Source organism: Bradyrhizobium oligotrophicum S58, assembly GCF_000344805.1.
Taxonomy (GTDB): domain Bacteria; phylum Pseudomonadota; class Alphaproteobacteria; order Rhizobiales; family Xanthobacteraceae; genus Bradyrhizobium; species Bradyrhizobium oligotrophicum.
Genome location: NC_020453.1, coordinates 6,069,477 through 6,089,749, shown reverse-complemented (window position 1 = coordinate 6,089,749; position 20,273 = coordinate 6,069,477). Strand labels below are relative to the sequence as shown.

Below are 20,273 nucleotides of genomic sequence, written 5' to 3'. Positions count from 1 at the left end.
TCGCGCGGGGAGGGCCGGGTCTGTCCGGCTGTACCTGTGGTGACTGCCGCCTGCTTTTTTTCTGCAGGCGGGCCACGGGCCTCAGCCGAGGTCCGGCCTTCCTCGCGCCCTCCATCTGGAGAGGGCGGAACTTGAGAGCATGGCTCGGGCGCGGAATGCGCCGCGAGATCGCGGGTGCTCATTTCCAATCTGCCGTAAGCCGCTGTCTTGGAATATGGATCAAATGAAGTGGCGAGCCCGGATATCACCCTTCCCTGGAGGGGCAGGGTCGATCGCGCGCGCAGCGGGCGAGCGGGGTGGGGTGATCTCTCCGCGAACGTCTGTGCCCGCGGAGAGATCACCCCACCCCGCCTCACGTGTCGCTTCGCGCCTCGTGACGCGACCCTCTCCCTCCAGGGGAGGGTGGGAGCCCGGCGATCAGCCGCGGTACGAGGTCAGAGTCTCGCGATGCCAACCAAGACGTGCCCCTCACGCCACCAGCACGGCATCCGCGGCGAGCACGGCGTCGGCGCCGTCGGTGACGGTCTTTTCCAGCGACGGTGCCTGCACCGCAAAGGTCTCGGCGAAGAAGCGGGCCAGCGCCACGTGACGTGCGCCCTCCGTCTCGTTCTCGCTGCGCGCGGCCAGCGCCTCGTTGGCGAGCATGCAGCCGCCGAGCGCGGAGCCGAACAGGCGCAAGTATGGCGTCGCGCCGGCGAGCGCGTCGTTCGGCGCGGTGCCGAGCTTTTCCAGCAGCCAGCGGCTGGAACGGTCGAGCGCACCCAGCGCGTCGCGCAGCTTGGCGCCGGTGGTGCCGAACGCCGGATCGTTCGAGGCCTCGACGCGGCGGACGATCTCGGTCAGCTCGTCGAGCAGCTTGAACACCGAGGCGCCGCCATTGGCGCCCAGCTTGCGCGTGACGAGGTCGATCGCCTGGATGCCGTTGGTGCCTTCGTAGATCGCGGTGATGCGGGCGTCGCGATAATGCTGCGCGGCGCCGGTCTCCTCGATGAAGCCCATGCCGCCATGGATCTGGACGCCGAGATAGGCGACCTCGTTGCCGATGTCGGTGGAGAACGCTTTTGCGATCGGCGTCAGCAGCGCGCCGCGCGCGGCGGCCTCAGCGCGCACGCCTGCATCCTTGGCGCGGACGGACACGTCGAGCGCGACGGCGGTGGCGTAGCAGATCGAGCGCGAGGCGGCAGTGAGGACGCGCATCTGCATCAGCATGCGCTTGACGTCGGGATGGGCGATGATCGGGTCCGAGCCGGTGCCTTTGCTGCCGACGGCGCGGCCCTGCTTGCGGTCTTGCGCGTAGGCCAGCGCCTGCTGATAGGCGCGATCGGCGACCCCGACGCCTTCGAGGCCGACGCCGAGCCGGGCCTGGTTCATCATCGTGAACATGCAGCGCATGCCGGCATTCTCTTCGCCGATGAGATAGCCGATGGCGCCGCCGTCGTCGCCCATGGTCATGGTGCAGGTCGGCGAGGCGTGCATGCCGAGCTTGTGCTCGATGCCGCTGGCATAGATGTCGTTGCGGGCGCCGAGCGAGCCGTCGGCATTGACGAGGAATTTGGGGATCAAAAAGAGAGAGATGCCCTTGGTGCCGGCTGGCGCATCCGGCAGCCGCGCGAGCACGAAATGCACGATGTTGTCGGTCATGTCGTGGTCGCCATAGGTGATGAAGATCTTGCTGCCGGTGATGCGGTAGCTGCCGTCGGCGGCGCGCTCGGCGCGGGTTCTGAGAGCACCGACGTCGGAGCCGGCCTGCGGCTCGGTCAGCTGCATGGTGCCGGTCCATTGGCCGGAGATCAGCTTGCCGAGATAGATGTCTTTCAGTTCGTCGCTGCCATGGGCGTCGAGCGCCTCGATCGCCGACAAGGTCAGCAGCGGGCACAGGCCGAAGGCGACGTTGGAGGCGCTCCAGATCTCGGTGCAGGCGGCGTTGATGGCGAGCGGCAGGCCCTGGCCGCCATGCGCCTCGGGGCCGGACACCGCGTTCCACCCGGCCTCGGTCCAGCGCTTGTAGGCATCGGGCCAGCCCGGTGCGGTGGTCACCTTCTTGTCCGCGAGCTTGACGCCGTTCCTGTCGCCGACCTGGTTGAGCGGCGCCAGCACGTCAGAGGCGAACTTGCCGGCCTCCTCGAGCACGGCCGTGGTGATGTCGGGATCGAAATCGCCGTAATGGCCGGCCTCGACCGCCGCCTTCAGCCCGGCGCCATGGTTGAGGGCGAGCAGCATGTCGTTGAGCGGGGCGCGATAGGTCATGGCGTTTCCTCAGAGGCTCGAATTTGCCGGTTTGGTCGCCGTCATCCCATGAAACCGGCCGGGCCTCAACTTTTTCGGGTGTTTCCGCGGCAGGCTGCCGCGGCGGCCCCGGCCGGGCGGGATAAATGCCTGCTCGGATTGACGAATTCGCCGGGGCGGCGGATCGGCGGACGGGCTGGGAAAATTCCTGCGGCGCAGCGGTTGAAATGGGAGGGCGTGCTCTATAGACCTCCGGACGGATGCGGAATCGGCAGGGGCCCTCGGCCCGTCGCGATCCCGATCGGCCTGATGGGGCGTAGCCAAGCGGTAAGGCAGCGGATTTTGATTCCGCCATACGGAGGTTCGATCCCTCCCGCCCCAGCCAGGTTTCTGACGTGCTTTCAGGATCTTACATTTTCACGATTTTGTTGTTCTGAAACTCGCCAGACGCCGCATTCTGAAGCTCTGTTTGCATTGTGTTCGCCAAGACGTGAGCTCGTCGTTTGCGTGTGGCCGCAAGAATGCGCGGAGCTGGGCGCTTGGCATAGCCGGCGTAGCTTTCCCTCGTGCGGTGTGCCGACAGGGCGCGGCCCTGTCCCTCGGTAAGTTCGGCTTCCTCAAGTCGGTCATCCCGCCATGCCGGCAGGCGTCGAGTGTGAACGTGACGGGCAGACCAATTTCCTTCGGCATCCGTTGAACGATCTTCTGCATGCCGGAGAACGAGTAGGGCTTGCTGACAGTCTTGGCGCCGGGACGGACATATCGTTTATCATGCGTAAACGCGTGCGGGATGTGGGTAGCATCCCGACGACCATCCTTTTGCGGATCGGATTTCTCGATCGCCAATCGCGCATCCCATCCATGGTCCAGATTGCCGAGAAGCTCGACCAGATCCGGATTGTGCCGATCGAGCAGTCCGGGAAGATCGGAGTCTTGCGACTGCAGCCGTCGCGCAGCAGCAGAGCTTGGCCGACCAGGAGGCGGGCGTGCGCCAACTCGAGCGCGTCGGCCGGCCCTAAGCCCACCCGATCGACGACAATTAAATCCGCCAAGATCTCGTCTCATCATCATCGCTCATTGGCGAGGCGGGCCAATTTGGTCCAATGCAAGCAGGAGCGAAGCAACCCGATTGGCGGAAGCAGCCCATTCGGCCAATTTGGCGTAGTTGTCTGTGAACCAGTTGAACGCAGATTGTACGACAACGAACGCAGTCGACGCCTGGAGCACTTCGCCGAGCGTCATGGTGTCGGCGAGATATTTTGGGAGACATAGCAGAAGGCCGATCACGGGAGTGACGAGGAGGCCGGAGTAAGTAACCAGCGTCATTCGCATCAGTTGCCAGCAATAGATGCGCCAGACGCCAATCACCGCCTTCAACGCTGCGCCCACGGCATGCCGTCCATCCGTTGTAGCGCCGAGCGAATTCTTCGCCTTGCCGGTCTCCCGCACATGAGTTCCGATTGCTCGCAGCTCAGCTTCCACGCGCTTGTTTTCCTCGATAACCCGGGTCAGTTTACCGGCAGTCAGCCAAATGCCGGCCGCGAGCAGCGCTGAATACGAAATAACCGCAAGGACGAGGTGGCCGGGAATCGTCAGGACGGATTCGCCGATATCGATCGTAAGGCTATCCCCGACCGACCAGAGCACTCCAATGAATGTCGCGATCGTGAGCAGCGATTGAAGGAGGCCAATCACGAGATCGACGGGCAGATCGGTTGCAATCTTGCCGTCTTCCGCGATGCGATACTCGGGTGCATCGTGGTCGCCGGCAACGAGGCCGAGTATGGTGTGGCGGTCATTCTGGAGCCAGAAGTCATAAAGTTGGTTACTGAGCCACGCGCGCCATGATCGTTGCAAGGTCATGCGCCCCCATACTGAGGACGCAGTCAGTGCGATGCTCGCCGCCGCGAGCGGCACGAACCGGATCGACTGAGACACGAGCTCCGCTTGATCCTTCCGACCGACCGCGTCGAAGAAATCTCGATTCCAAAAATTCAGTGCATATTGTGTTAGAAGCTGCAGAACGACATTAGCGATCAGTCCAATGACCAGGAGCCATGCCCCCCAGGCTGATGGCCCGCGCCAATATCCAGATGCGCTTTGCCAGAAGCGAAGCAAGAGCTGTCTCTCTTCTGGAACGAGATATTTCGGTCTCAGCATCCGCGCGCCTTGTGCGTGCCGTGGTCCTCTGGCCTACGTCCTACGGCCAAGTCCCATTCGGCTGAAATAGGTCACCTCTTCACTCGGCGGCGCTGCGCGACCGGATAGTGATCTTGCCAATTACGACCGACAAAGCTTTCCTGTGCGTTGATCTACGTCAACGTGCACGACACGGTCGATTGACACAAATATGTGGCTTTCAGGCTGTTCGAGGAGAATACAATGCAGAAAGTAGCGTTGTTTGTCGCCATCGCGGGGATCGTGGTGTTAGGCGCCATGGCACCAACAAGCGCTAGGGCGGGCTGCTATCGTGTGGGCGAGACTGGCTATCATTGGTATCGCTCCTGCTGGGGTCCGCATTGGATATATCCCCACCGTCGCGTCTGCCGGCACGGTCACTGCTGGTATCGCTGAAATGTTGCTTCCGCAGCAGAGGCGCGTCAGTCAATCGCCGTCGTGGGTCGCGTTTATCTCTTCTTCGACTTCAGCTTGAGCGTAGCACCATCGACGGTGAAGGAGCCGTATCCATGGTGGTGAAGCGTATTGGGTTGTTTCTGGGCGGGATCGATCCACGCGCGCGCGACCTCGAGAACGAAGAGATTGTACCGCAGGACCATGCTGGTATCTGTCACGCGACATTCAAGATTGCAGAAACATTCCTTGATCAAGGGGGCGCGGACCAGGGCCGCACGGAGGGGGGTAGTCCGAAGCGCTCGAACTTGTCGCCGTCCCGGCCGGAGCAATTGCCGACCTCAGCGACGGTGTCGGCAAGGAGAAGTGGCGGAATTGCGATCACCGCTTCGCGGGTAGAGCGGAGAGCGGCGAAGCTGTAATTGGCTTCTCATCAACGGTCGGGAGGCGCATCACGTGCGCCGGGGTGCGCGCGGCCAAAGGGCCTGCGAGGGCAGCGGGGCCGTGCGCAGGTCCGCGGCGCGGCACCGGCGTCTGCTAGCCGAAGGCCTGGCTGACCACGGCGTAGCTCATGGGCGTGTCGGCGGCGCGCGGGCCGGGGTCGTTGACGCCGCGGCGCAGGGACATCGTCGTGACCGTGTCGTACAGGGCGAGGCCGGCGCTGGCGATGAAGGCGCGGAAGGCGTCGCCTTCGCTGTGGGTGTCGATCCGCAGGAACTGGCGCGCATGGGCGGCGACGTGGGGGGCGACCACTGCGATCGCATCTGCATCGGATGCGGCCACCACCGGTCCGATGACGTGGCCGCGTCCGAACCGCCGGCACAGCGCGAAGGCGGCGAGCCGCCCGGATCGCAGCAGGCCGGTGCCGGTCGATTGCCGGAACAAGGCCGTGATCAGCTCGGCCCTCGCCGCGCCATAGGCGTGCGCATCGGCTTCGATGAGCAGGGATAGATCGCGCTCGCTCAGTTGCCGGACGTCGCTGCGGTCGACCGCGGCCGCGGCGGCGCCGTTGGCGCGTCCCTGACATTGGTACAGCGTCTTCTCCCGCTTGAAGTCGAGTGACCGGTACAGCCGGTAGGCGGCGTGAGTCGCGTTCAGGCGCAGGCTGCGCTCGCCGCAGGCCGCGATCACGCGCGTCATCAGCCAATGGCCGGTGCCGAGCGCCTGCAGGCGGGGCGAGGTGATGACCATGCCGACGGCTGCGAAGCTGTCGGCGTAGGGAAACCACATCGCCGATCCGCAGATGCGGCCGATCTCGTCGAGAGCCACGACGCCGCGGCCCAGGCTGAGCATCAGCCGCCAGTCCTCGGCCCTATGCGGCCAGCGCACCGACACCGACAGCGCCACGAGCTGCGCGACATCGACCGTGCCGATGTCGGCGAGGCGCATCTCGAACACGTCGACGGCGCGCGATTCGACGCTAGGATCATCCATGCTCGTCTTCCTGTCGGTTGCCGCAAGCGGCCGCAAGGCGGCGCCGGACGTCCTCATGCCTATTTTTCGGACAGATCCGCGCAACATTCCACTCAATCCTCATCCGCATTCGGCATGGAATACGTTCCCGGCGCGATTAGCATGACGGCTGCGGGACGAGGCTCGGACATGACGATCGGCCCCTCCGCCTGGGATGACCGTCATGACCTTTCTTTTCAACTCGGATGCAAGGCGCGGCGCGATCTTTCGCGAGGTGCTGGCGCGCGAGCTGCCGGACCTGCCGTTCGAGATCGATCCCGCCAGGGTCGATCCCGCTGCCGTCAGCTACATGATCACCTGGCTGGTGCCGCCGAATCTGAGCCTCTACCGCAATCTGGAGATCCTGTTCTCGATCGGCGCCGGCATCGATCAGTTCAATGCGGCCTCTGTCCCCGCAGAGGTCAAGATCGTCCGCATGGTGGAGGACGGCATCATCAGGATGATGCAGGAATATGTCGCGCTGGCGGTGCTGGCGCTGCATCGGAACTGGCCGGTCTATCTCGATCAGCAGCGGCAGCAGCTGTGGCGCGCGGTCGCGCAGCCGCAGGCGCACGCGCGGCGCATCGGCGTGCTCGGCCTCGGCCTGCTCGGGCAGGCGGTGCTGGAGCGGCTGAAGCCGTTCGGCTTTCCGTTGTCCGGCTGGAGCCGCAGCCCGCGCGATATCGCCGGCGTGACGACGCATCATGGTGCCGACGGTCTCGATCGAATGCTGGCGGCCACCGACATCCTGGTCTGCCTGCTGCCTCTGACGGACGAGACGCGCGGGCTGCTGAATGCCGAGCTGCTCGCCAGGCTGCCGCAGGGCGCCGCGCTGGTGCAGACCGGCCGAGGCGCGCAGCTCGACCAGGCGGCGCTGCTCGCGGCGCTCGACAGCGGGCATCTCTCGGGGGCCGTGCTCGATGTCACTGATCCGGAGCCGCTGCCGGCCGGCCACGCGTTGTGGCGGCATCCGCGCGTGCTGATCACGCCGCATGTCGCCAGCGTCACGCAGCCGGACTCGGCGGCGCTGGCGGTGGCCGACAACATCAAGCGGCATCGCGCCGGGCTCGATCCTGTCGGCCTCGTCGACCGCAGCCGGGGCTACTGATCGCCGGCGCGTCACGGCTCAGCGGATCCAGTCCATGGTCTTGTAGTAGGCGCCGACGAACGGCAGGAACCACGGCTTGCCGTAATGGCCGGGCACGACCGGCCAGCCGGCGTCCTTCATCGGATTCCGGTCCGGCCGGCCGAGCATCGCATCGGCCATGATCATGCCGAGATGGGTCGAGAGCTGCGCGCCGTGGCCCGAATAGCCTATCGCGTACCACAGCCCGTCCTGGCGCCCGGCGCGCGGATAGCGGTCGGCGGTCATGTCGACCAGGCCGCCCCAGCAATAGTCGATGGCGATGCCTGATAGCTGCGGGAACATCTGCTCCATCGCGGCGCGCAGGATCGCGCCGCTCCTGGCGTCGGACTGCTGATCCGATGTCGCCGAGAAGCGTGCGCGGCCGCCGAAGATCAGGCGGTTGTCCGGCGACAGGCGGAAGTAGTTGCCGATGTTCATCGAATTGACATAGGTGCGATGGCCCGGCAGCACCGACGCCGCCTCGGCCTCCGTCAGCGGCCGCGTCGCGATGATGAAGCTGCCGACGGCAATGATGCGGCGGCGGAAGTAGCTGAAGCTCGACGGTGTGTAGGCGCCGGTGGCGAGCAGCACCTGCTCGGCGCTCACCGTGCCCTTGGCGGTGGTGAGGCGGAAGCCCTTGGCGTCCTGCACCCGCTCGGTCACCGCGGCCTGCTCGACGATGACGGCGCCGTGGCGGCTCGCGGCCGTGGCAAGCCCGGCGGCGAAGCGGCCCATGTGCATCATCCCGCTCTTCTTGAACAGCATGCCGCCATGGAAGGGTGAGCCGATCTCGGACCTCAGCTCGGCCGGCGAGAGCAGGGCTGTCTCCGGGTCGACCTCGCGATGAATCGCTTCGAAGTTCTTCGCGATCGAATCGAAGTGGGCTGGCTTGGAAGCCAGCTTGAGCTTGCCTGAGCGGCGGAAATCGCAGGCGATGCTCTCCTCGGCGATCAGCCGCTCCAGCGTGTCGATCGAGTCGTCGAACGCCTTGTAGAGCGCGATCGCGCGCGCAGTGCCGAGCTCGGCCTTGGCGGCCGGATAGCTGTGGGCGAGCCCGTTATTGAGGTGCCCGCCATTGCGCCCCGACGCGCCGGAGCCGACCTGATCCGCTTCGAGCACGATCACCTTGGCGCCGGCCTTGGCGAGCTGCAGCGCGGCGCCGAGTCCCGTGAAGCCGCCGCCGATCACCGCGACGTCGTAGTGCCCCTCCACGGGCCCGGTGTGACCGCCGGCAAAGGCGGTCGCGGTGTCGCGCCAGTAGGAGACATACTTCATCGCGGGCACTCTGCTCAGAGACCGAACACGCCGGGCAGCCCGGAGATATCCTTGATCTCGGTGTAGCCGTAATACGGATTCGCCGGCTCATGGCCGCGATTGACCCAGACCTTGCTCTTGATGCCGAGGTCGTGCGCCGTCATCAGATCGTAGCGGAACGACGAGGAGCAGTGCGTGATGTCCTCCGGGCCGCAGCCGAGCATGTCGAACATGTATTCGAAGCCGCGCATCCGCGGCTTGTAGGACTGCGCCTGCTCGGCGGTGAACACGGCATGGAACGGCGCGCCGAGCTTGGCGACGTTCGAGGGGATCTGCACGTTCATGGCGTTGGAGAGAATGACCAGCGGAATCTCCTTCGCCACCTTGGCGAGGCCCGCCGGCACATCGGGATGCGGACCCCAGGTCGGCACGCGCTGATACACCATCTCGGCATCTTCGGGCTTGAAGGCGATGCCGATCCTGCGGCAGCTGCGCGCCAGTGCGTTGCTGACGACCTCGGCATAGGGCTTCCACGCGCCGAGGACCTCGTCGAGGCGGTAGGCGGAGAAGACCTTCACGAACTCCGTCATCGCCGGCTCGGAGAGCGTCGCGCTGTAGAGATCGCGCGCGGCTTCCGCCATCTCGAAATTGGTCAGCGTGCCGTAGCAGTCGAAGGTCACGTATTTCGAACGAAAGCGGCTCATGGGTCCTCATGCCGGTCGTGGTCTCGGCCTCAGATGATAGGCCGGTAGGCCAGCATAAGATGCGGCTTTGCCCCGGTTCGGCGGCTGAAGATATCGCCGGCGTCATGACCTTCAGACGATCTGCCGGGCGCGGCTCGCCCAGACTCCTGCTGAAACCGGAGTGCATGACATGATGTCCGACGCCGCGAGCCTCGTCGCTTTCAGCGGGGATCACTTGGAGGCTGCGACGCAGCTGTCGCAACAGGCGGACTGGCCGCATCGCCGCGAGGACTGGCAGATGGCGCTCGCGTTGAGCAAAGGCTGCGTCGCTCTCGCCGCCGACGGCCGCGTCATCGGCACCGTGCTCATGACGCCTTATGGCGACGATGCCGGCACCATCAACATGGTCATCGTCGATGCGGCCGAGCGGGGCCGGGGGCTGGGCCGGCGTCTGATGCAGCAGGCGACGACGCTCGCCGGCGGCCGCCGGCTGCAGCTCGTCGCGACAGAAGATGGACTGCCTTTGTATGAGAAGCTCGGCTTCCGTCGCCACGGCGAGATCGCGCAGCATCAGGGGCATCTCGCGGAAGCTGTCGCGCCGCATGAGGCCATGCGTGCTGCCACGCCCGCTGACATCGCCGTCATCATCGCGCTCGACATCGCTGCCTTCGGTGCGGATCGCCGCGAGCTGATCGCCCATATCGCATCCGTCGGCGCGTTCGCGGTGCTGGAGCGGCAGGGCCGGGCGGCAGGTTTCGCCGGGCAGCGCCGCTTCGGCCGTGGTCTCGTGATCGGCCCCGTTGTCGCTTTCAACATCGACGACGCGAAGGCGCTGATCGCGCAATGTCTCGCCGGGCGCGTGGGCGAATTCATCCGCGTCGATACCGGCATCGACAGCGGGCTTGCGCCGTGGCTGACGAGCCTGGGCCTCGATCACGTCGGTGGCGGCATCGTCATGCACAGGCCGGCCGCTGCCGACACGAGGCGCCGCTCCCCGACTTTATTTGCCTTGGCCAGCCAGGCGTTCGGCTGAACCGGAGATCATCATGCTCAGCAACTCGCTCATCGAACTCGATCGCGCCCACCTGGTGCATCCGGTCGCCTCCTATCGCGGACACGAGGCCGCGGGCGCGCGGGTCCTCGCGTCGGCCAAGGGAGCGATCGTCACCGATGCCTCCGGTCATCATCTGGTCGACGGCTTCGCCGGCCTGTGGTGCGTCAACGCCGGCTATGGCCACGAGAGCATCGTCGAGGCGGCGGCGCGCCAGATGCGCCAGCTGCCTTATGCCACCGGCTATTTCAGCCTTGCTTCGGAGCCCGCAATTCGGTTGGCGGCTGCGCTGGCCGAGCGTGCGCCGGGCGATCTCAACCATGTCTATTTCACGCTGGGTGGCTCGGACGCGGTCGACAGCACGGTGCGCTTCATTCACTATTATTGGCACGCGAGGGGCCAGCCGCAGCGTGATCAGTTCATCACCCTGCAGCAGGGCTATCATGGCTCCTCGACGGTCGGCGCAGGCCTCACGGCGCTGCCCGCCTTCCACGCCAACTTTGGCGTGCCCCTCAACTGGCAGCACAAGATTCCGTCGCATTATCCCTACCGCAACCCGGTCGGCAGCGATCCCGAGGCGATCATCGCGGCGTCGCTCGCGGCGCTCCAGGCCAAGATCGCCGAGGTCGGTGGTCCCGAGCGGGTGGCGGCGTTCTATGCCGAGCCGATCCAGGGCTCCGGCGGCGTGCTGGTGCCGCCCGATGGCTGGATGAAGGCGATGCGCGAGCGCTGCCGGCAGTACGGCATCCTGTTCGTCGCCGACGAGGTGATCACCGGCTTCGGCCGCACCGGTCCGCTGTTCGCATGTACTGACGACGACATCGTCCCGGACCTGATGACAGTGGCCAAGGGCCTGACCTCGGGCTACGTCCCGATGGGCGCGGTGCTGATGTCCGATCACGTCTATGGCGTCATTGCCGATGGCGCCGGCGCCTCCGCCGTAGGGCATGGCTATACCTATTCGGCGCACCCGGTGAGCGCCGCCGTCGGCCTTGCCGTGCTGGATCTCTATGAGAATGGCCTCCTCGAGAACGGCCGACGCGCCGGCGCCCGGCTGATGGCTGGCCTGCGTGCGCTGCAGGATCATCCGCTGGTCGGCGAGGTCCGCGGCCGCGGCCTGCTGGCGGCGATCGAGCTCGTGACCGACAAGGAGAAGAAGACGCCGCTGCCGGCCAGCGCCGAGCCGTCGCGCCGTATCTTCGATCGCGCCTGGGCCAACGGTCTCGTCATCCGCGCCTTCCCGACGGGAGTGCTCGGCTACGCCCCGCCGCTGTGCTGCAGCGAAATCGAGATCGACGACATCATCGAGCGGACCGCGCGGACGCTCGACCAGACCCTGGCGGACCCGGACGTTCGCCAGGCCATGGCGTGAAAGCGGGCAGGAGCAGATCGCTGCGTGTGCAGCAACGCCGATATGTCGACACCTGCTCCTATTCGCAATTTTCTGCCGTCGGGTCCCGGTAATTCGGACGTTTTCGCCGGAACCCGGCTTCACACTAGGATCGACGACGAGGAAGGCCTCAAAGAATGACCAAGCTCGATCTCGCCCAATTCAGATACCTGACATTCGACGTGGTCGGCACGCTGATCGACTTCGAGGGCGGGATCATCACGAGCCTCGGCGAGATCGCGGCGGAAGCGAGCACGGCGATCGACGGCGAGCAGGCGCTCAGCCTCTACCGCGCTGCACGCTATGCCGCCGATGCCGATCGCTTTCCCGATGATCTCGTCCGAGTCTATGACATCATCGCGCCGCCACTCGGCCTGCCCAGGCAGGCCGCGCTCGGCGAACGTTTCCGCGATTCAGCCGCGCGTTGGAAAGCCTTTCCCGACAGCGCCGCGGCGATGGCTCGCCTCGCCAGGCGCTACAAGCTGATCGCGATGACCAATGCGCGGCGCTGGGCGCTGGATCATTTCGAGCGCGAACTCGGCTCGCCGTTCTATGCGACCTTCACGGTCGACGATACCGGGGCGGAGAAGCCGGATCCGGCCTTCTTCACGCAGGTGTTCGAGTTCGTCGAACGTGACGGCGGCAGCAGGTCTGAGATCCTGCACGTCGCTCAGAGCCAGTACCACGACATCGGCATCTCCCGTCAGCTCGGCATCACCAATTGCTGGATCGAGCGGCGCCACGACAAGCAGGGCTATGGCGGCACGATTGAGCCCGCTTCGTTCACCAAGCCTGATTTCCACTTCCATTCGATGGCCGAACTGGCCGACGCGGTAAACCACGTTCCTGCGACATGACGAGCCACTGACGACTTCATTCTGCCGGATCGCGAACAGGGGACGGATGACATGAGCCACGAGATCACCAACTGGACGGCTGATGATGATGGGCGGGTCGAGGCGGCGATCCGGCGCGGCGCGTCACGCCGGGATCTCCTGAAGATGATGGTTGCCAATGGCGCCGCGCTCGCTGCCGGCAGCACCATCCTCGGTCGCGCCGAGCGCGCATTCGCGGCCTCCCCGAAGAAGGGCGGCGCGATCAAGGCCGCGGGCTGGTCGACCTCGACGGCCGATACGCTCGATCCGGCCAAGGCGTCGTTCTCGACCGATTACGTGCGGTGCTGCTCGTTCTACAATCGGCTGACGACGCTGGACAAGAGCGGCGCGGCGCAGATGGAACTTGCGGAGTCGATCGAGTCCCAGGACGCGCAGACCTGGACCGTGAAGCTAAAGAAAGGCGTCACCTTCCACGACGGCAAGCCGCTGACAGCCGATGACGTCGTGTTCTCGCTGAAGCGACATCTGGACAAGGCCACCGGCTCCAAGGTCGCCAAGATCGCGGCGCAGATGACCGGCTTCAAGGCAGTCGACAAGACCACCGTCGAGATCACCCTGGCGAGCCCGAACGCCGACCTGCCGATGATCCTCGCGCTGCATCACTTCATGATCGTCGCCGACGGCACCACCGATTTCTCCCAGGGCAACGGCACCGGCGCCTTCGTCCGCGAAGCGTTCGAGCCCGGCGTCCGCTCGATCGGGATGCGCAACAAGAACTATTTCAAGGATGGCCCTTACCTAGACCAGATCGAGTTCATCGCGATCACCGAGGAGAATGCGCGCGTCAACGCGCTGCTGTCCGGCGACATCCAGCTGGCGGCCAGTATCAATCCGCGCTCGCTCCGGCTGATCGAGGGGAAGGAGGGGATCGCGCTGTCGAAGTCGACGACCGGGAACTACACCGACCTCAACATCCGCCTCGACATGGCGCCGGGCAACAAGAAGGACTTCATCGACGGCATGAAGCACCTGGTGAACCGCGAGCAGATCGTCAAATCGGTGCTGCGCGGCTTCGGCGTCGTCGGCAACGACCAGCCGGTGTCCCCGGCGAACTTTTTCCACAACTCCGACCTCAAGCCGAAGCCGTTCGATCCGGACAAGGCGAAGTCGCTGTTCCAGAAGGCCGGTGTGCTCGGCACCTCGATTCCGGTGGTGACCTCCGAGGCCGCTAATTCCGCGATCGAGATGGCCATGGTGATCCAGGCCTCGGCGGCCGCGATCGGCCTGACGCTGGACGTGCAGCGCGTTCCGTCGGACGGCTATTGGGACAATTACTGGCTGAAGGCACCGGTCCATTTCGGCAACATCAATCCGCGCCCGACGCCGGACATCCTGTTCTCGCTGCTCTACGCCTCCGAGGCGCCCTGGAACGAGAGCCGCTACAAGTCCGAGAAGTTCGACAAGATGATGCTTGAGGCGCGCGGCCTGCTCGACCAGGCCAAGCGTAAGCAGATGTATGCCGAGATGCAGGTGATGATCGCGGAGGAGGCGGGCACCATCGTTCCGGCCTACATCTCCAACATCGATGCCACCTCGTCCAAGCTGAAAGGCTTGGAGCCGAGCCCGCTCGGCGGCATGATGGGTTATGCCTTCGCTGAATATGTCTGGCTCGATTCGTGAATGCCGTCGGAGGCGGGTAGCGCCTGTCAGTGAGACCGGCGCTGCGGCTACGACCATCATCCTCTGATCAGGCTCGCGGGCGCACAGTTTGAAACATCGGATCGCATCACTCGTCCTGTCCCGGCTGGCCATCGCGCTGGTCACCGCGATCATTGTTTCATTCGCCGTCTTCTTCGCCACCGCCATGCTGCCCGGCGATACTGCCACGATCCTGCTTGGGCAGGCGGCGACGCCGGAGGCGGTCGAGGGCCTGCGCAAGGCGATGCACCTCGACGATCCCGCGATCTTTCGCTTCCTGCGCTGGCTCGCCGGCGTAGCGCATGGCGATCTCGGACTCTCCTATGCCAACAACATGCCGGTGGCGAAGCTGATCGCCGGGCGCCTCGTCAACACCCTCAAGCTCGCCGGCCTCACCGCGATCATTGCGGTGCCGCTGGCGCTGACGCTCGGCATCACCGCGGCGATGCTGCGCAACACCTTGTATGACCGCTGTCTCACCATCGCGATCATTGGCGTCGTGTCGGTGCCGGAGTTCATGATCGCGACGCTCGCAGTGCTGCTGTTCGCGGTCTATCTCAACTGGCTTCCTGCCGTGTCCTTCACCAGCGAGATCCGCACCGCCTATGATTTCGCCCGTGCCTATGCCATGCCGGTCGTCACGCTCACCATCGTGATCTCGGCGCAGATGATCCGGATGAGCCGGGCGGCTGTGGTCGAAACGCTGAACACGCCTTACGTCGAAATGGCGCTGCTGAAGGGCGCCTCGCGCGGCCGGGTCGTGCTGCGTCACGCGCTGCCTAATGCGCTCGGGCCGATTGTCAACGCGGTCGCGCTGTCACTGTCCTATCTCCTGGGCGGCGTCATCATCGTCGAGACCATCTTCAACTATCCCGGTGTCGCCAAGCTGATGGTCGATGCGGTCTCGACCCGCGACCTGCCGCTGATCCAGAGCTGCGCCATCATCTTCTGTTTCGGCTTCCTGCTGCTGACCACTACGGCCGACATCATCGCCATCCTGTCCAATCCGAGGCTGCGATGACGAGCGCCACGACATCTCCCAGCCGCAAGTCTCTGATCGGCTACCGCATCAATGCGGTTGGCGTGACCGGTGCGCTGATCGTGATGTTCTGGATCGCGGTTGCGGTGGCCGCGCCCTATATCGTCCCGCATCCGATCGGCGACATCGTCGACACCGACTATTTCGGTCCGATGAGCCGCGCGCTGTGGCTGGGCTCCGACTATCTCGGCCGCGACATGACCTCGCGCATCCTGATGGGCGCGCGCTACACGCTCGGCATTTCCGTGGCGTCCGTGATCATCGCCGGCGCTTCTGGCGTCATGCTCGGCATGATCGCCGCGATCACGGGCGGTATCGTCGACATGGTGCTGAGTCGGCTGCTCGATGCGCTCAGCTCTATCCCGAGCAAGCTGTTCAGCCTCGTCGTCGTCGCCGCTGTCGGCTCCTCGATTCCCGTTCTCATCGTGACCATGGCCGTGATCTATATTCCTGGCGCCTATCGCTTCGCCCGCGCGCTGGCGGTCAATATCAACACCATGGATTTCGTCGTGGTGGCGCGCATCCGCGGTGAGAGCTTGTTGTATCTGATCCGAGCGGAAATCCTGCCCAACATCCTCGGTCCGGTGCTGGTCGATCTGGGCTTGCGCTTCGTGTTCATCGTGCTGCTGCTCTCCGGAATGTCGTTCCTCGGCCTGGGCGTGAGGCCGCCTTATGCTGATTGGGGCGCGCTGGTGCGTGAGAACATCGGCGGTTTGCCCTACGCTGCGCCGGCGGTGATCTTTCCATCATTGGCGATCGCGAGCCTGACGATCGCGGTGAATCTGTTGATCGACAATTTGCCGACAAAGATCCGCGACCGGGAGGCGTTGTAATGACGAGCCTGGTCCAGATCCGCGATCTTCGCGTCGAGGCGACCACCGATTCTGGCCGCACGATCGAGATCATCAGGGGCGTCGACCTCGACATCGTCGAAGGAGAGATCGTCGCGCTGATCGGCGAGAGCGGGTCCGGCAAGACCACCATCGCGATGAGCCTGATGGGCCATGCGCGGGCCGGCTGCAAGATCGTCGGCGGCTCGGTCATGTTCGACGGCGTCGACATGGTGGCGCTGTCTGAGAAGGACAAGGCGGCCGTGCGCGGCGCCAAGATCGCCTATGTGCCGCAGAGCGCGGCCGCGGCGTTCAATCCGGCGATCCGGATCATGGAGCAGGTGATCGAGGTCGTACGCATACATGCCGTGATGCCGTTGGAGGAGGCGCGCACCAGGGCTGTCGCGCTGTTTCGCGCGCTGTCACTCCCCAATCCGGAGACGATAGGACATCGCTATCCGCACCAGGTGTCTGGCGGCCAGCTGCAGCGGCTCGCCGCCGCGATGGCGCTGATCGCAAGCCCCAAGGTGCTCATCTTCGACGAGCCGACCACGGCGCTCGACGTCACCACCCAGGTCGAGGTGCTCCGGGCTTTCAAATCGGTCATATCGGCACACCGCATCGCCGGCATCTACGTGTCGCATGATCTCGCCGTCGTCGCCCAGATCGCCGACCGCATCGTCGTGCTCAGGAATGGCGAGGTGCAGGAGAGCGGCATGACAGCCGACATTCTCGACCGCGCGCAGCATCCCTATACGCGGCAGCTGCTGGCGGCCGTCGCGCCGGATCATGAGCCGCGCCGTGACGCGTCTTCGGCCACAGCCGAGGCGCTGCTCGAGGTTCACGAGGTGTCGGTCGGCTATGGTCCGCCGCGCTCGGACGGCAGGCCTGCGATCGTGGCTGTCGAGAATGTCAGCCTGCGCGTGGCGCGCGGTCGCAATCTCGGCATCATCGGCGAATCTGGGTGCGGAAAATCGACGCTGGCTCGCGCCATCGCCGGCATCCTGCCACCGTTTGCGGGAGGCGTCGTGTTCGACGGGCGCGAGCTCCGGCTCAGCGCGCGACATCGCAGCCGGGACCAGCTGCGCCAAGTGCAGATCGTGTTCCAGCATGCCGACACGGCGCTCAATCCGGCGCATACGGTCGAAGACATTCTGGCCCGGCCGTTGACATTCTATCACGACATGTCGCGCAAGCCGCGAAGCGCCCGCATCGATCAGTTGCTCGACATGGTGAAGCTGCCGCGAAGCTTGCGGCTGCGCCGGCCGGCCGAGCTGTCCGGCGGTCAAAAGCAGCGCGTCAACTTCGCGCGCGCGCTGGCCGCCGATCCGAAGCTGATCGTGTGCGACGAGATCACCTCGGCGCTCGACAGCGTCGTCGCCGCGGCGGTCATCGATCTGCTCAAGGAGTTGCAGCGCGAGCTCGATCTTGCTTATGTCTTCATCAGCCACGATCTGTCGGTGGTCGAGGCGATCTGCGACGACATCGTCGTGATGTATCGCGGCCGCAAGATCGAGCAGATCACGCCCGAGGCCATGGCGAAGCCGGAGCATCCCTACACGCAGCTGCTGCTATCTTCGGTGCCGAAGCTCGATCCGGCATGGCTCGACAATCTGCGCCAGGATCCCGAGCAGGTCCGCGCCTATGGTCAGCGCTGACAGGCGCCGGCGGAAGCCTACATCTCGAACAGGCTGGTCAGTGGCAGATAGGGCTTGACGATCGGCGACTTCAGCACGACGAAGCTGAAATATTTCTCGATGCCGATGTCCATGTCGGTCAGCCGCTCCATGATGGTCTGATACTCGCCGATCCCGGCGGTGACGAACTTCATCATGTAGTCGTAGCCGCCGGAGACGAGGTGACACTCGATCACTTGGTCGATCTTCTCCACCGCGGCGAGGAAGCGGGCGAAGTCGATCTGGCGATGGTTCTTCAGGGTGACCTCGGTGAACACGGTCAGCGTCTGGCCGAGCTTCGAGACGCAGATTTGCGCCGAATAGCCCTCGATATAGCCTTCCGCCTGCAGCTTCTTCACCCGCATCAGACATGGGCTCGGCGACAGGTTGACCAGCTCGGCGAGCTCCACATTCGTGACGCGGCCGTTCTTCTGCAGTTCGTGCAGGATCTTGATGTCGATGCGATCGAGCTTCATGAAGCCGGGGTCCCGAGTGACGACGCGTCCGGTCCACATTACAGCAGAAAATTCTGCCGTTGTGCCAAACGAACTTCGCCAAAGCAAGAATGAGGCCGCATGAGGCTGATTTAGGCAATGCAAAACAATACGCCGAAGGCCTGGTGGCTTGTAGCATCAAATGCTGCCTGGCTGCCGAATCCGGCGTCTCCCGCGCGCGATACCGTTCTAGCCTGATGCTGCCGAACGTCGGAGAGACCGCATGCCCGTCCCGCTGGTGCACGTTGAAACATCGCCAACGCTGCCCGGGCACGCAGATGCCGTGGTCATCGGCGGCGGCATCGTCGGGGTGTTCGCCGCCTACTACTTGGCGCGGCGCGGGCTTGCGGTGGCGCTGATCGAAAAGGGGAGGATCGGGGCCGAGCAGTCGAGCCGCAACTGGGGCTGGTGCCGGCAGCAGAACCGCGACGCGCGCGAGCTGCCGATGGCGACCCTCAGCCTCGATCTGTGGGAGCGCTTCACCAGCGACAGCGGCGAGGCGACCGGCTTCTCGCGCTGTGGCTTGTTCTATCTGAGCAATGACGATGCGGAGCTCGCCGGCTGGGCGCGCTGGGGCGAATTCGCCAAGACGGCCGGCATCACTACGCATATGCTGGACAGTCGGCAGGCCAGCGAGCGCGGCGCTGCCACTGGACGCAGCTGGAAGGGCGGCGTGTTCTCGCCGACCGACGGCACCGCCAGCCCCGCCGATGCCGCGCCGGCCGTGGCGCGCGCGATCATGAAGCAGGGCGGCACGGTGCATCAGATGTGCGCCGTGCGCGGCGTCGAGACCAGCGCTGGCCGGCTGTCGGCGGTGGTCACCGAGCGCGGCACCATCCGCACGCCGCTGGCCGTGCTGTCGGCTGGGGCCTGGGCGTCCTCGTTCTGCCATCAGATCGGCGTCGCGCTTCCCATTGCGTCCATCCGTTCCTCAGCGCTCGCCCTGTCGCCGTCCAACGCGCCGCTGCCGCCGGCGCTGCACACGGCCGGCGTTTCGATCACCAAGCGCGGCGATGGTGGCCATACACTCGCAATCAGCGGACGCGGGCGTGTCGATCCGACCTTGCAGCAACTGCGCTTCGCGCCGCAGTTCCTGCCGATGTTCGTCAAGCGTTGGCGCAATCTGCTGCCCGGCGGCCTGGAAGGCCTGCGCGCCGGCCATGAGACGCTCGGTCGCTGGCGGCTCGATGAGCCGACGCCCATGGAATGCACCCGCATCCTCGATCCGAAGCCGGATCAGGCGACCATCCGCCTCACCCATGCGCGCGCAATCGAGCTGCTGCCGGCGTTGAAGCGGAGCCAGGTCACGGCGACCTGGGCGGGCTACATCGATTCCACGCCGGACGGCGTGCCGGTGATCGGCGAGCTGGGCGCGCTGCCCGGCCTGATCGTCGCCGCGGGGTTCAGTGGGCACGGCTTCGGCATCGGCCCGGGTGCCGGTCACCTCATCGCCGATCTCGCCACTGCCGCGACCCCGATCGTCGATGCCAAGCCCTACGCTCCCGAACGCTTCGCGCGGCGTGGCGGGACGAAGGTCGCCGACTTCTGACGACCGGATGCAGATGTGCGGGCATCTGCTCGAAGCCGCATCAGCCCGGCTGGCGTCACCAGATCCACCCGGGGGCCGGACGACGGGTGGAAAGGACTTCTGTTTGAGGCGCTACGGCCGTCTCGCCCATGGCTCGTGTCGGTCAGTCTGTTTGGGTGGCGCTATTGGAAAGCCTTGAATGCGCGTCGACTTATCTAGCGGACCACGCGGATTTTGATTCCGCCATTCGGAGGTTCGATCCCTCCCGCCCCAGCCAGGTTCTTGCAAAGCCGGTATCTTATATTTTCACGATTTTGCTGTTCGGAAACGTGCCGGACGCGGCGTTCGGAAATTCTGGTTGCGTTGTGTTGGCCAAAACGTGGCCTCGCATTTTGCGTGTTGCCGCGAGGATGCGAGGC

At 65.2% G+C, this 20,273-nt stretch carries 17 protein-coding genes and 2 tRNA genes; 12 read left to right on the top strand and 7 right to left on the bottom strand.

Annotated features, from left to right (window positions below; translation table 11 throughout):
* Positions 1 to 468: 468 nt before the first annotated feature.
* A complete protein-coding gene (locus S58_RS26195; RefSeq protein ID WP_015668411.1) occupies positions 469 to 2,247 on the bottom strand; it encodes an acyl-CoA dehydrogenase in 1,779 nt (592 codons plus the stop codon).
* 289 nt (positions 2,248 to 2,536) lie between these two features.
* Here S58_RS26195 and S58_RS26190 point away from each other — a divergent pair.
* Positions 2,537 to 2,611 (top strand) — tRNA-Gln (locus S58_RS26190).
* A gap of 689 nt (positions 2,612 to 3,300) precedes the next feature.
* Here S58_RS26190 and S58_RS26185 read toward each other — a convergent pair.
* The 3 genes from S58_RS26185 to S58_RS26175 all read right to left on the bottom strand — a co-directional run bounded on the left by S58_RS26185 (position 3,301) and on the right by S58_RS26175 (position 6,231).
* Positions 3,301 to 4,386, bottom strand: a complete 1,086-nt coding sequence (locus tag S58_RS26185; RefSeq protein WP_042340224.1) for an SbmA/BacA-like family transporter — start codon at positions 4,384 to 4,386, stop codon at positions 3,301 to 3,303.
* 467 nt (positions 4,387 to 4,853) lie between these two features.
* Positions 4,854 to 5,054 carry a hypothetical protein gene (locus S58_RS39125; RefSeq protein WP_407637877.1) on the bottom strand — a complete coding sequence of 67 codons (201 nt, stop codon included), beginning with the start codon at positions 5,052 to 5,054 and terminating at the stop codon, positions 4,854 to 4,856.
* A gap of 280 nt (positions 5,055 to 5,334) precedes the next feature.
* Positions 5,335 to 6,231, bottom strand: coding sequence for a GNAT family N-acetyltransferase (locus S58_RS26175; protein ID WP_015668408.1), 897 nt, complete (start codon positions 6,229 to 6,231; stop codon positions 5,335 to 5,337).
* On the opposite strand from S58_RS26175, the gene S58_RS38220 reads away from it, so the two are divergent.
* Positions 6,230 to 6,376, top strand: coding sequence for a hypothetical protein (locus S58_RS38220; protein WP_160167614.1), 147 nt, complete (start codon positions 6,230 to 6,232; stop codon positions 6,374 to 6,376). The two genes, S58_RS26175 and S58_RS38220, sit on opposite strands and share 2 nt — an antisense overlap.
* Before the next feature lie 57 nt (positions 6,377 to 6,433).
* On the top strand, positions 6,434 to 7,357 hold the full coding sequence (locus S58_RS26170) for a 2-hydroxyacid dehydrogenase (RefSeq protein ID WP_015668407.1): 924 nt from the start codon (positions 6,434 to 6,436) through the stop codon (positions 7,355 to 7,357).
* A gap of 18 nt (positions 7,358 to 7,375) precedes the next feature.
* On the opposite strand, the gene S58_RS26165 is transcribed toward S58_RS26170, so the two are convergent.
* Together S58_RS26165 and S58_RS26160 are read right to left on the bottom strand one after the other, a co-directional pair.
* The gene (locus S58_RS26165) at positions 7,376 to 8,650 is read right to left on the bottom strand and encodes an NAD(P)/FAD-dependent oxidoreductase (RefSeq protein WP_015668406.1); all 1,275 of its coding nucleotides are present in this window, start codon (positions 8,648 to 8,650) and stop codon (positions 7,376 to 7,378) included.
* A 14-nt stretch (positions 8,651 to 8,664) separates the two neighbouring features.
* A complete protein-coding gene (locus tag S58_RS26160; protein ID WP_015668405.1) occupies positions 8,665 to 9,333 on the bottom strand; it encodes a haloacid dehalogenase type II in 669 nt (222 codons plus the stop codon).
* Positions 9,334 to 9,502: 169 nt separating this feature from the next.
* Here S58_RS26160 and S58_RS26155 point away from each other — a divergent pair, with 169 nt between their 5' ends.
* The 7 genes from S58_RS26155 (at position 9,503) to S58_RS26125 (ending at position 17,814) form a co-directional block, all read left to right on the top strand.
* A complete protein-coding gene (locus tag S58_RS26155; protein ID WP_015668404.1) occupies positions 9,503 to 10,345 on the top strand; it encodes a GNAT family N-acetyltransferase in 843 nt (280 codons plus the stop codon).
* Positions 10,346 to 10,358: 13 nt separating this feature from the next.
* Positions 10,359 to 11,735: an aspartate aminotransferase family protein gene (locus S58_RS26150; protein WP_015668403.1), complete on the top strand. Its 1,377-nt coding sequence runs from the start codon at positions 10,359 to 10,361 to the stop codon at positions 11,733 to 11,735.
* Between the two features lie 155 nt (positions 11,736 to 11,890).
* The gene (locus tag S58_RS26145; protein WP_015668402.1) at positions 11,891 to 12,610 is read left to right on the top strand and encodes an HAD-IA family hydrolase; all 720 of its coding nucleotides are present in this window, start codon (positions 11,891 to 11,893) and stop codon (positions 12,608 to 12,610) included.
* Between the two features lie 51 nt (positions 12,611 to 12,661).
* The gene (locus tag S58_RS26140; RefSeq protein ID WP_015668401.1) at positions 12,662 to 14,269 is read left to right on the top strand and encodes an ABC transporter substrate-binding protein; all 1,608 of its coding nucleotides are present in this window, start codon (positions 12,662 to 12,664) and stop codon (positions 14,267 to 14,269) included.
* Between the two features lie 88 nt (positions 14,270 to 14,357).
* A complete protein-coding gene (locus tag S58_RS26135; protein WP_015668400.1) occupies positions 14,358 to 15,308 on the top strand; it encodes an ABC transporter permease in 951 nt (316 codons plus the stop codon).
* On the top strand, positions 15,305 to 16,159 hold the full coding sequence (locus tag S58_RS26130) for an ABC transporter permease (protein WP_015668399.1): 855 nt from the start codon (positions 15,305 to 15,307) through the stop codon (positions 16,157 to 16,159). The genes S58_RS26135 and S58_RS26130 overlap by 4 nt, the downstream gene beginning before the upstream one ends.
* Complete coding sequence (locus S58_RS26125; protein ID WP_015668398.1) at positions 16,159 to 17,814, top strand: ABC transporter ATP-binding protein; 1,656 nt, start codon at positions 16,159 to 16,161, stop codon at positions 17,812 to 17,814. Before S58_RS26130 ends, S58_RS26125 begins: the two co-directional genes overlap by 1 nt.
* A gap of 17 nt (positions 17,815 to 17,831) precedes the next feature.
* On the opposite strand, the gene S58_RS26120 is transcribed toward S58_RS26125, so the two are convergent.
* Positions 17,832 to 18,308, bottom strand: a complete 477-nt coding sequence (locus tag S58_RS26120) for an Lrp/AsnC family transcriptional regulator (protein ID WP_042340943.1) — start codon at positions 18,306 to 18,308, stop codon at positions 17,832 to 17,834.
* A 241-nt stretch (positions 18,309 to 18,549) separates the two neighbouring features.
* Here S58_RS26120 and S58_RS26115 point away from each other — a divergent pair, with 241 nt between their 5' ends.
* Both S58_RS26115 and S58_RS38075 read left to right on the top strand, forming a co-directional pair.
* Positions 18,550 to 19,875: an NAD(P)/FAD-dependent oxidoreductase gene (locus tag S58_RS26115; protein ID WP_015668396.1), complete on the top strand. Its 1,326-nt coding sequence runs from the start codon at positions 18,550 to 18,552 to the stop codon at positions 19,873 to 19,875.
* Positions 19,876 to 20,026: 151 nt separating this feature from the next.
* Positions 20,027 to 20,131 (top strand) — tRNA-Gln (locus tag S58_RS38075).
* Positions 20,132 to 20,273: the final 142 nt, after the last annotated feature.

Coding starts and splice junctions, on each gene's coding strand:
- S58_RS26115 (WP_015668396.1), top strand. CDS start 18,550: ATGCCCGTCCCGCTGGTGCACGTTGAAACATCGCCAACGCTGCCCGGG.
- S58_RS26125 (WP_015668398.1), top strand. CDS start 16,159: ATGACGAGCCTGGTCCAGATCCGCGATCTTCGCGTCGAGGCGACCACC.
- S58_RS26130 (WP_015668399.1), top strand. CDS start 15,305: ATGACGAGCGCCACGACATCTCCCAGCCGCAAGTCTCTGATCGGCTAC.
- S58_RS26175 (WP_015668408.1), bottom strand. CDS start 6,231: ATGGATGATCCTAGCGTCGAATCGCGCGCCGTCGACGTGTTCGAGATG.
- S58_RS26185 (WP_042340224.1), bottom strand. CDS start 4,386: ATGCTGAGACCGAAATATCTCGTTCCAGAAGAGAGACAGCTCTTGCTT.
- S58_RS26160 (WP_015668405.1), bottom strand. CDS start 9,333: ATGAGCCGCTTTCGTTCGAAATACGTGACCTTCGACTGCTACGGCACG.
- S58_RS26145 (WP_015668402.1), top strand. CDS start 11,891: ATGACCAAGCTCGATCTCGCCCAATTCAGATACCTGACATTCGACGTG.
- S58_RS26155 (WP_015668404.1), top strand. CDS start 9,503: ATGATGTCCGACGCCGCGAGCCTCGTCGCTTTCAGCGGGGATCACTTG.
- S58_RS26120 (WP_042340943.1), bottom strand. CDS start 18,308: ATGAAGCTCGATCGCATCGACATCAAGATCCTGCACGAACTGCAGAAG.
- S58_RS26150 (WP_015668403.1), top strand. CDS start 10,359: ATGCTCAGCAACTCGCTCATCGAACTCGATCGCGCCCACCTGGTGCAT.
- S58_RS26170 (WP_015668407.1), top strand. CDS start 6,434: ATGACCTTTCTTTTCAACTCGGATGCAAGGCGCGGCGCGATCTTTCGC.
- S58_RS26165 (WP_015668406.1), bottom strand. CDS start 8,650: ATGAAGTATGTCTCCTACTGGCGCGACACCGCGACCGCCTTTGCCGGC.
- S58_RS26195 (WP_015668411.1), bottom strand. CDS start 2,247: ATGACCTATCGCGCCCCGCTCAACGACATGCTGCTCGCCCTCAACCAT.
- S58_RS26140 (WP_015668401.1), top strand. CDS start 12,662: ATGAGCCACGAGATCACCAACTGGACGGCTGATGATGATGGGCGGGTC.
- S58_RS38220 (WP_160167614.1), top strand. CDS start 6,230: ATGCTCGTCTTCCTGTCGGTTGCCGCAAGCGGCCGCAAGGCGGCGCCG.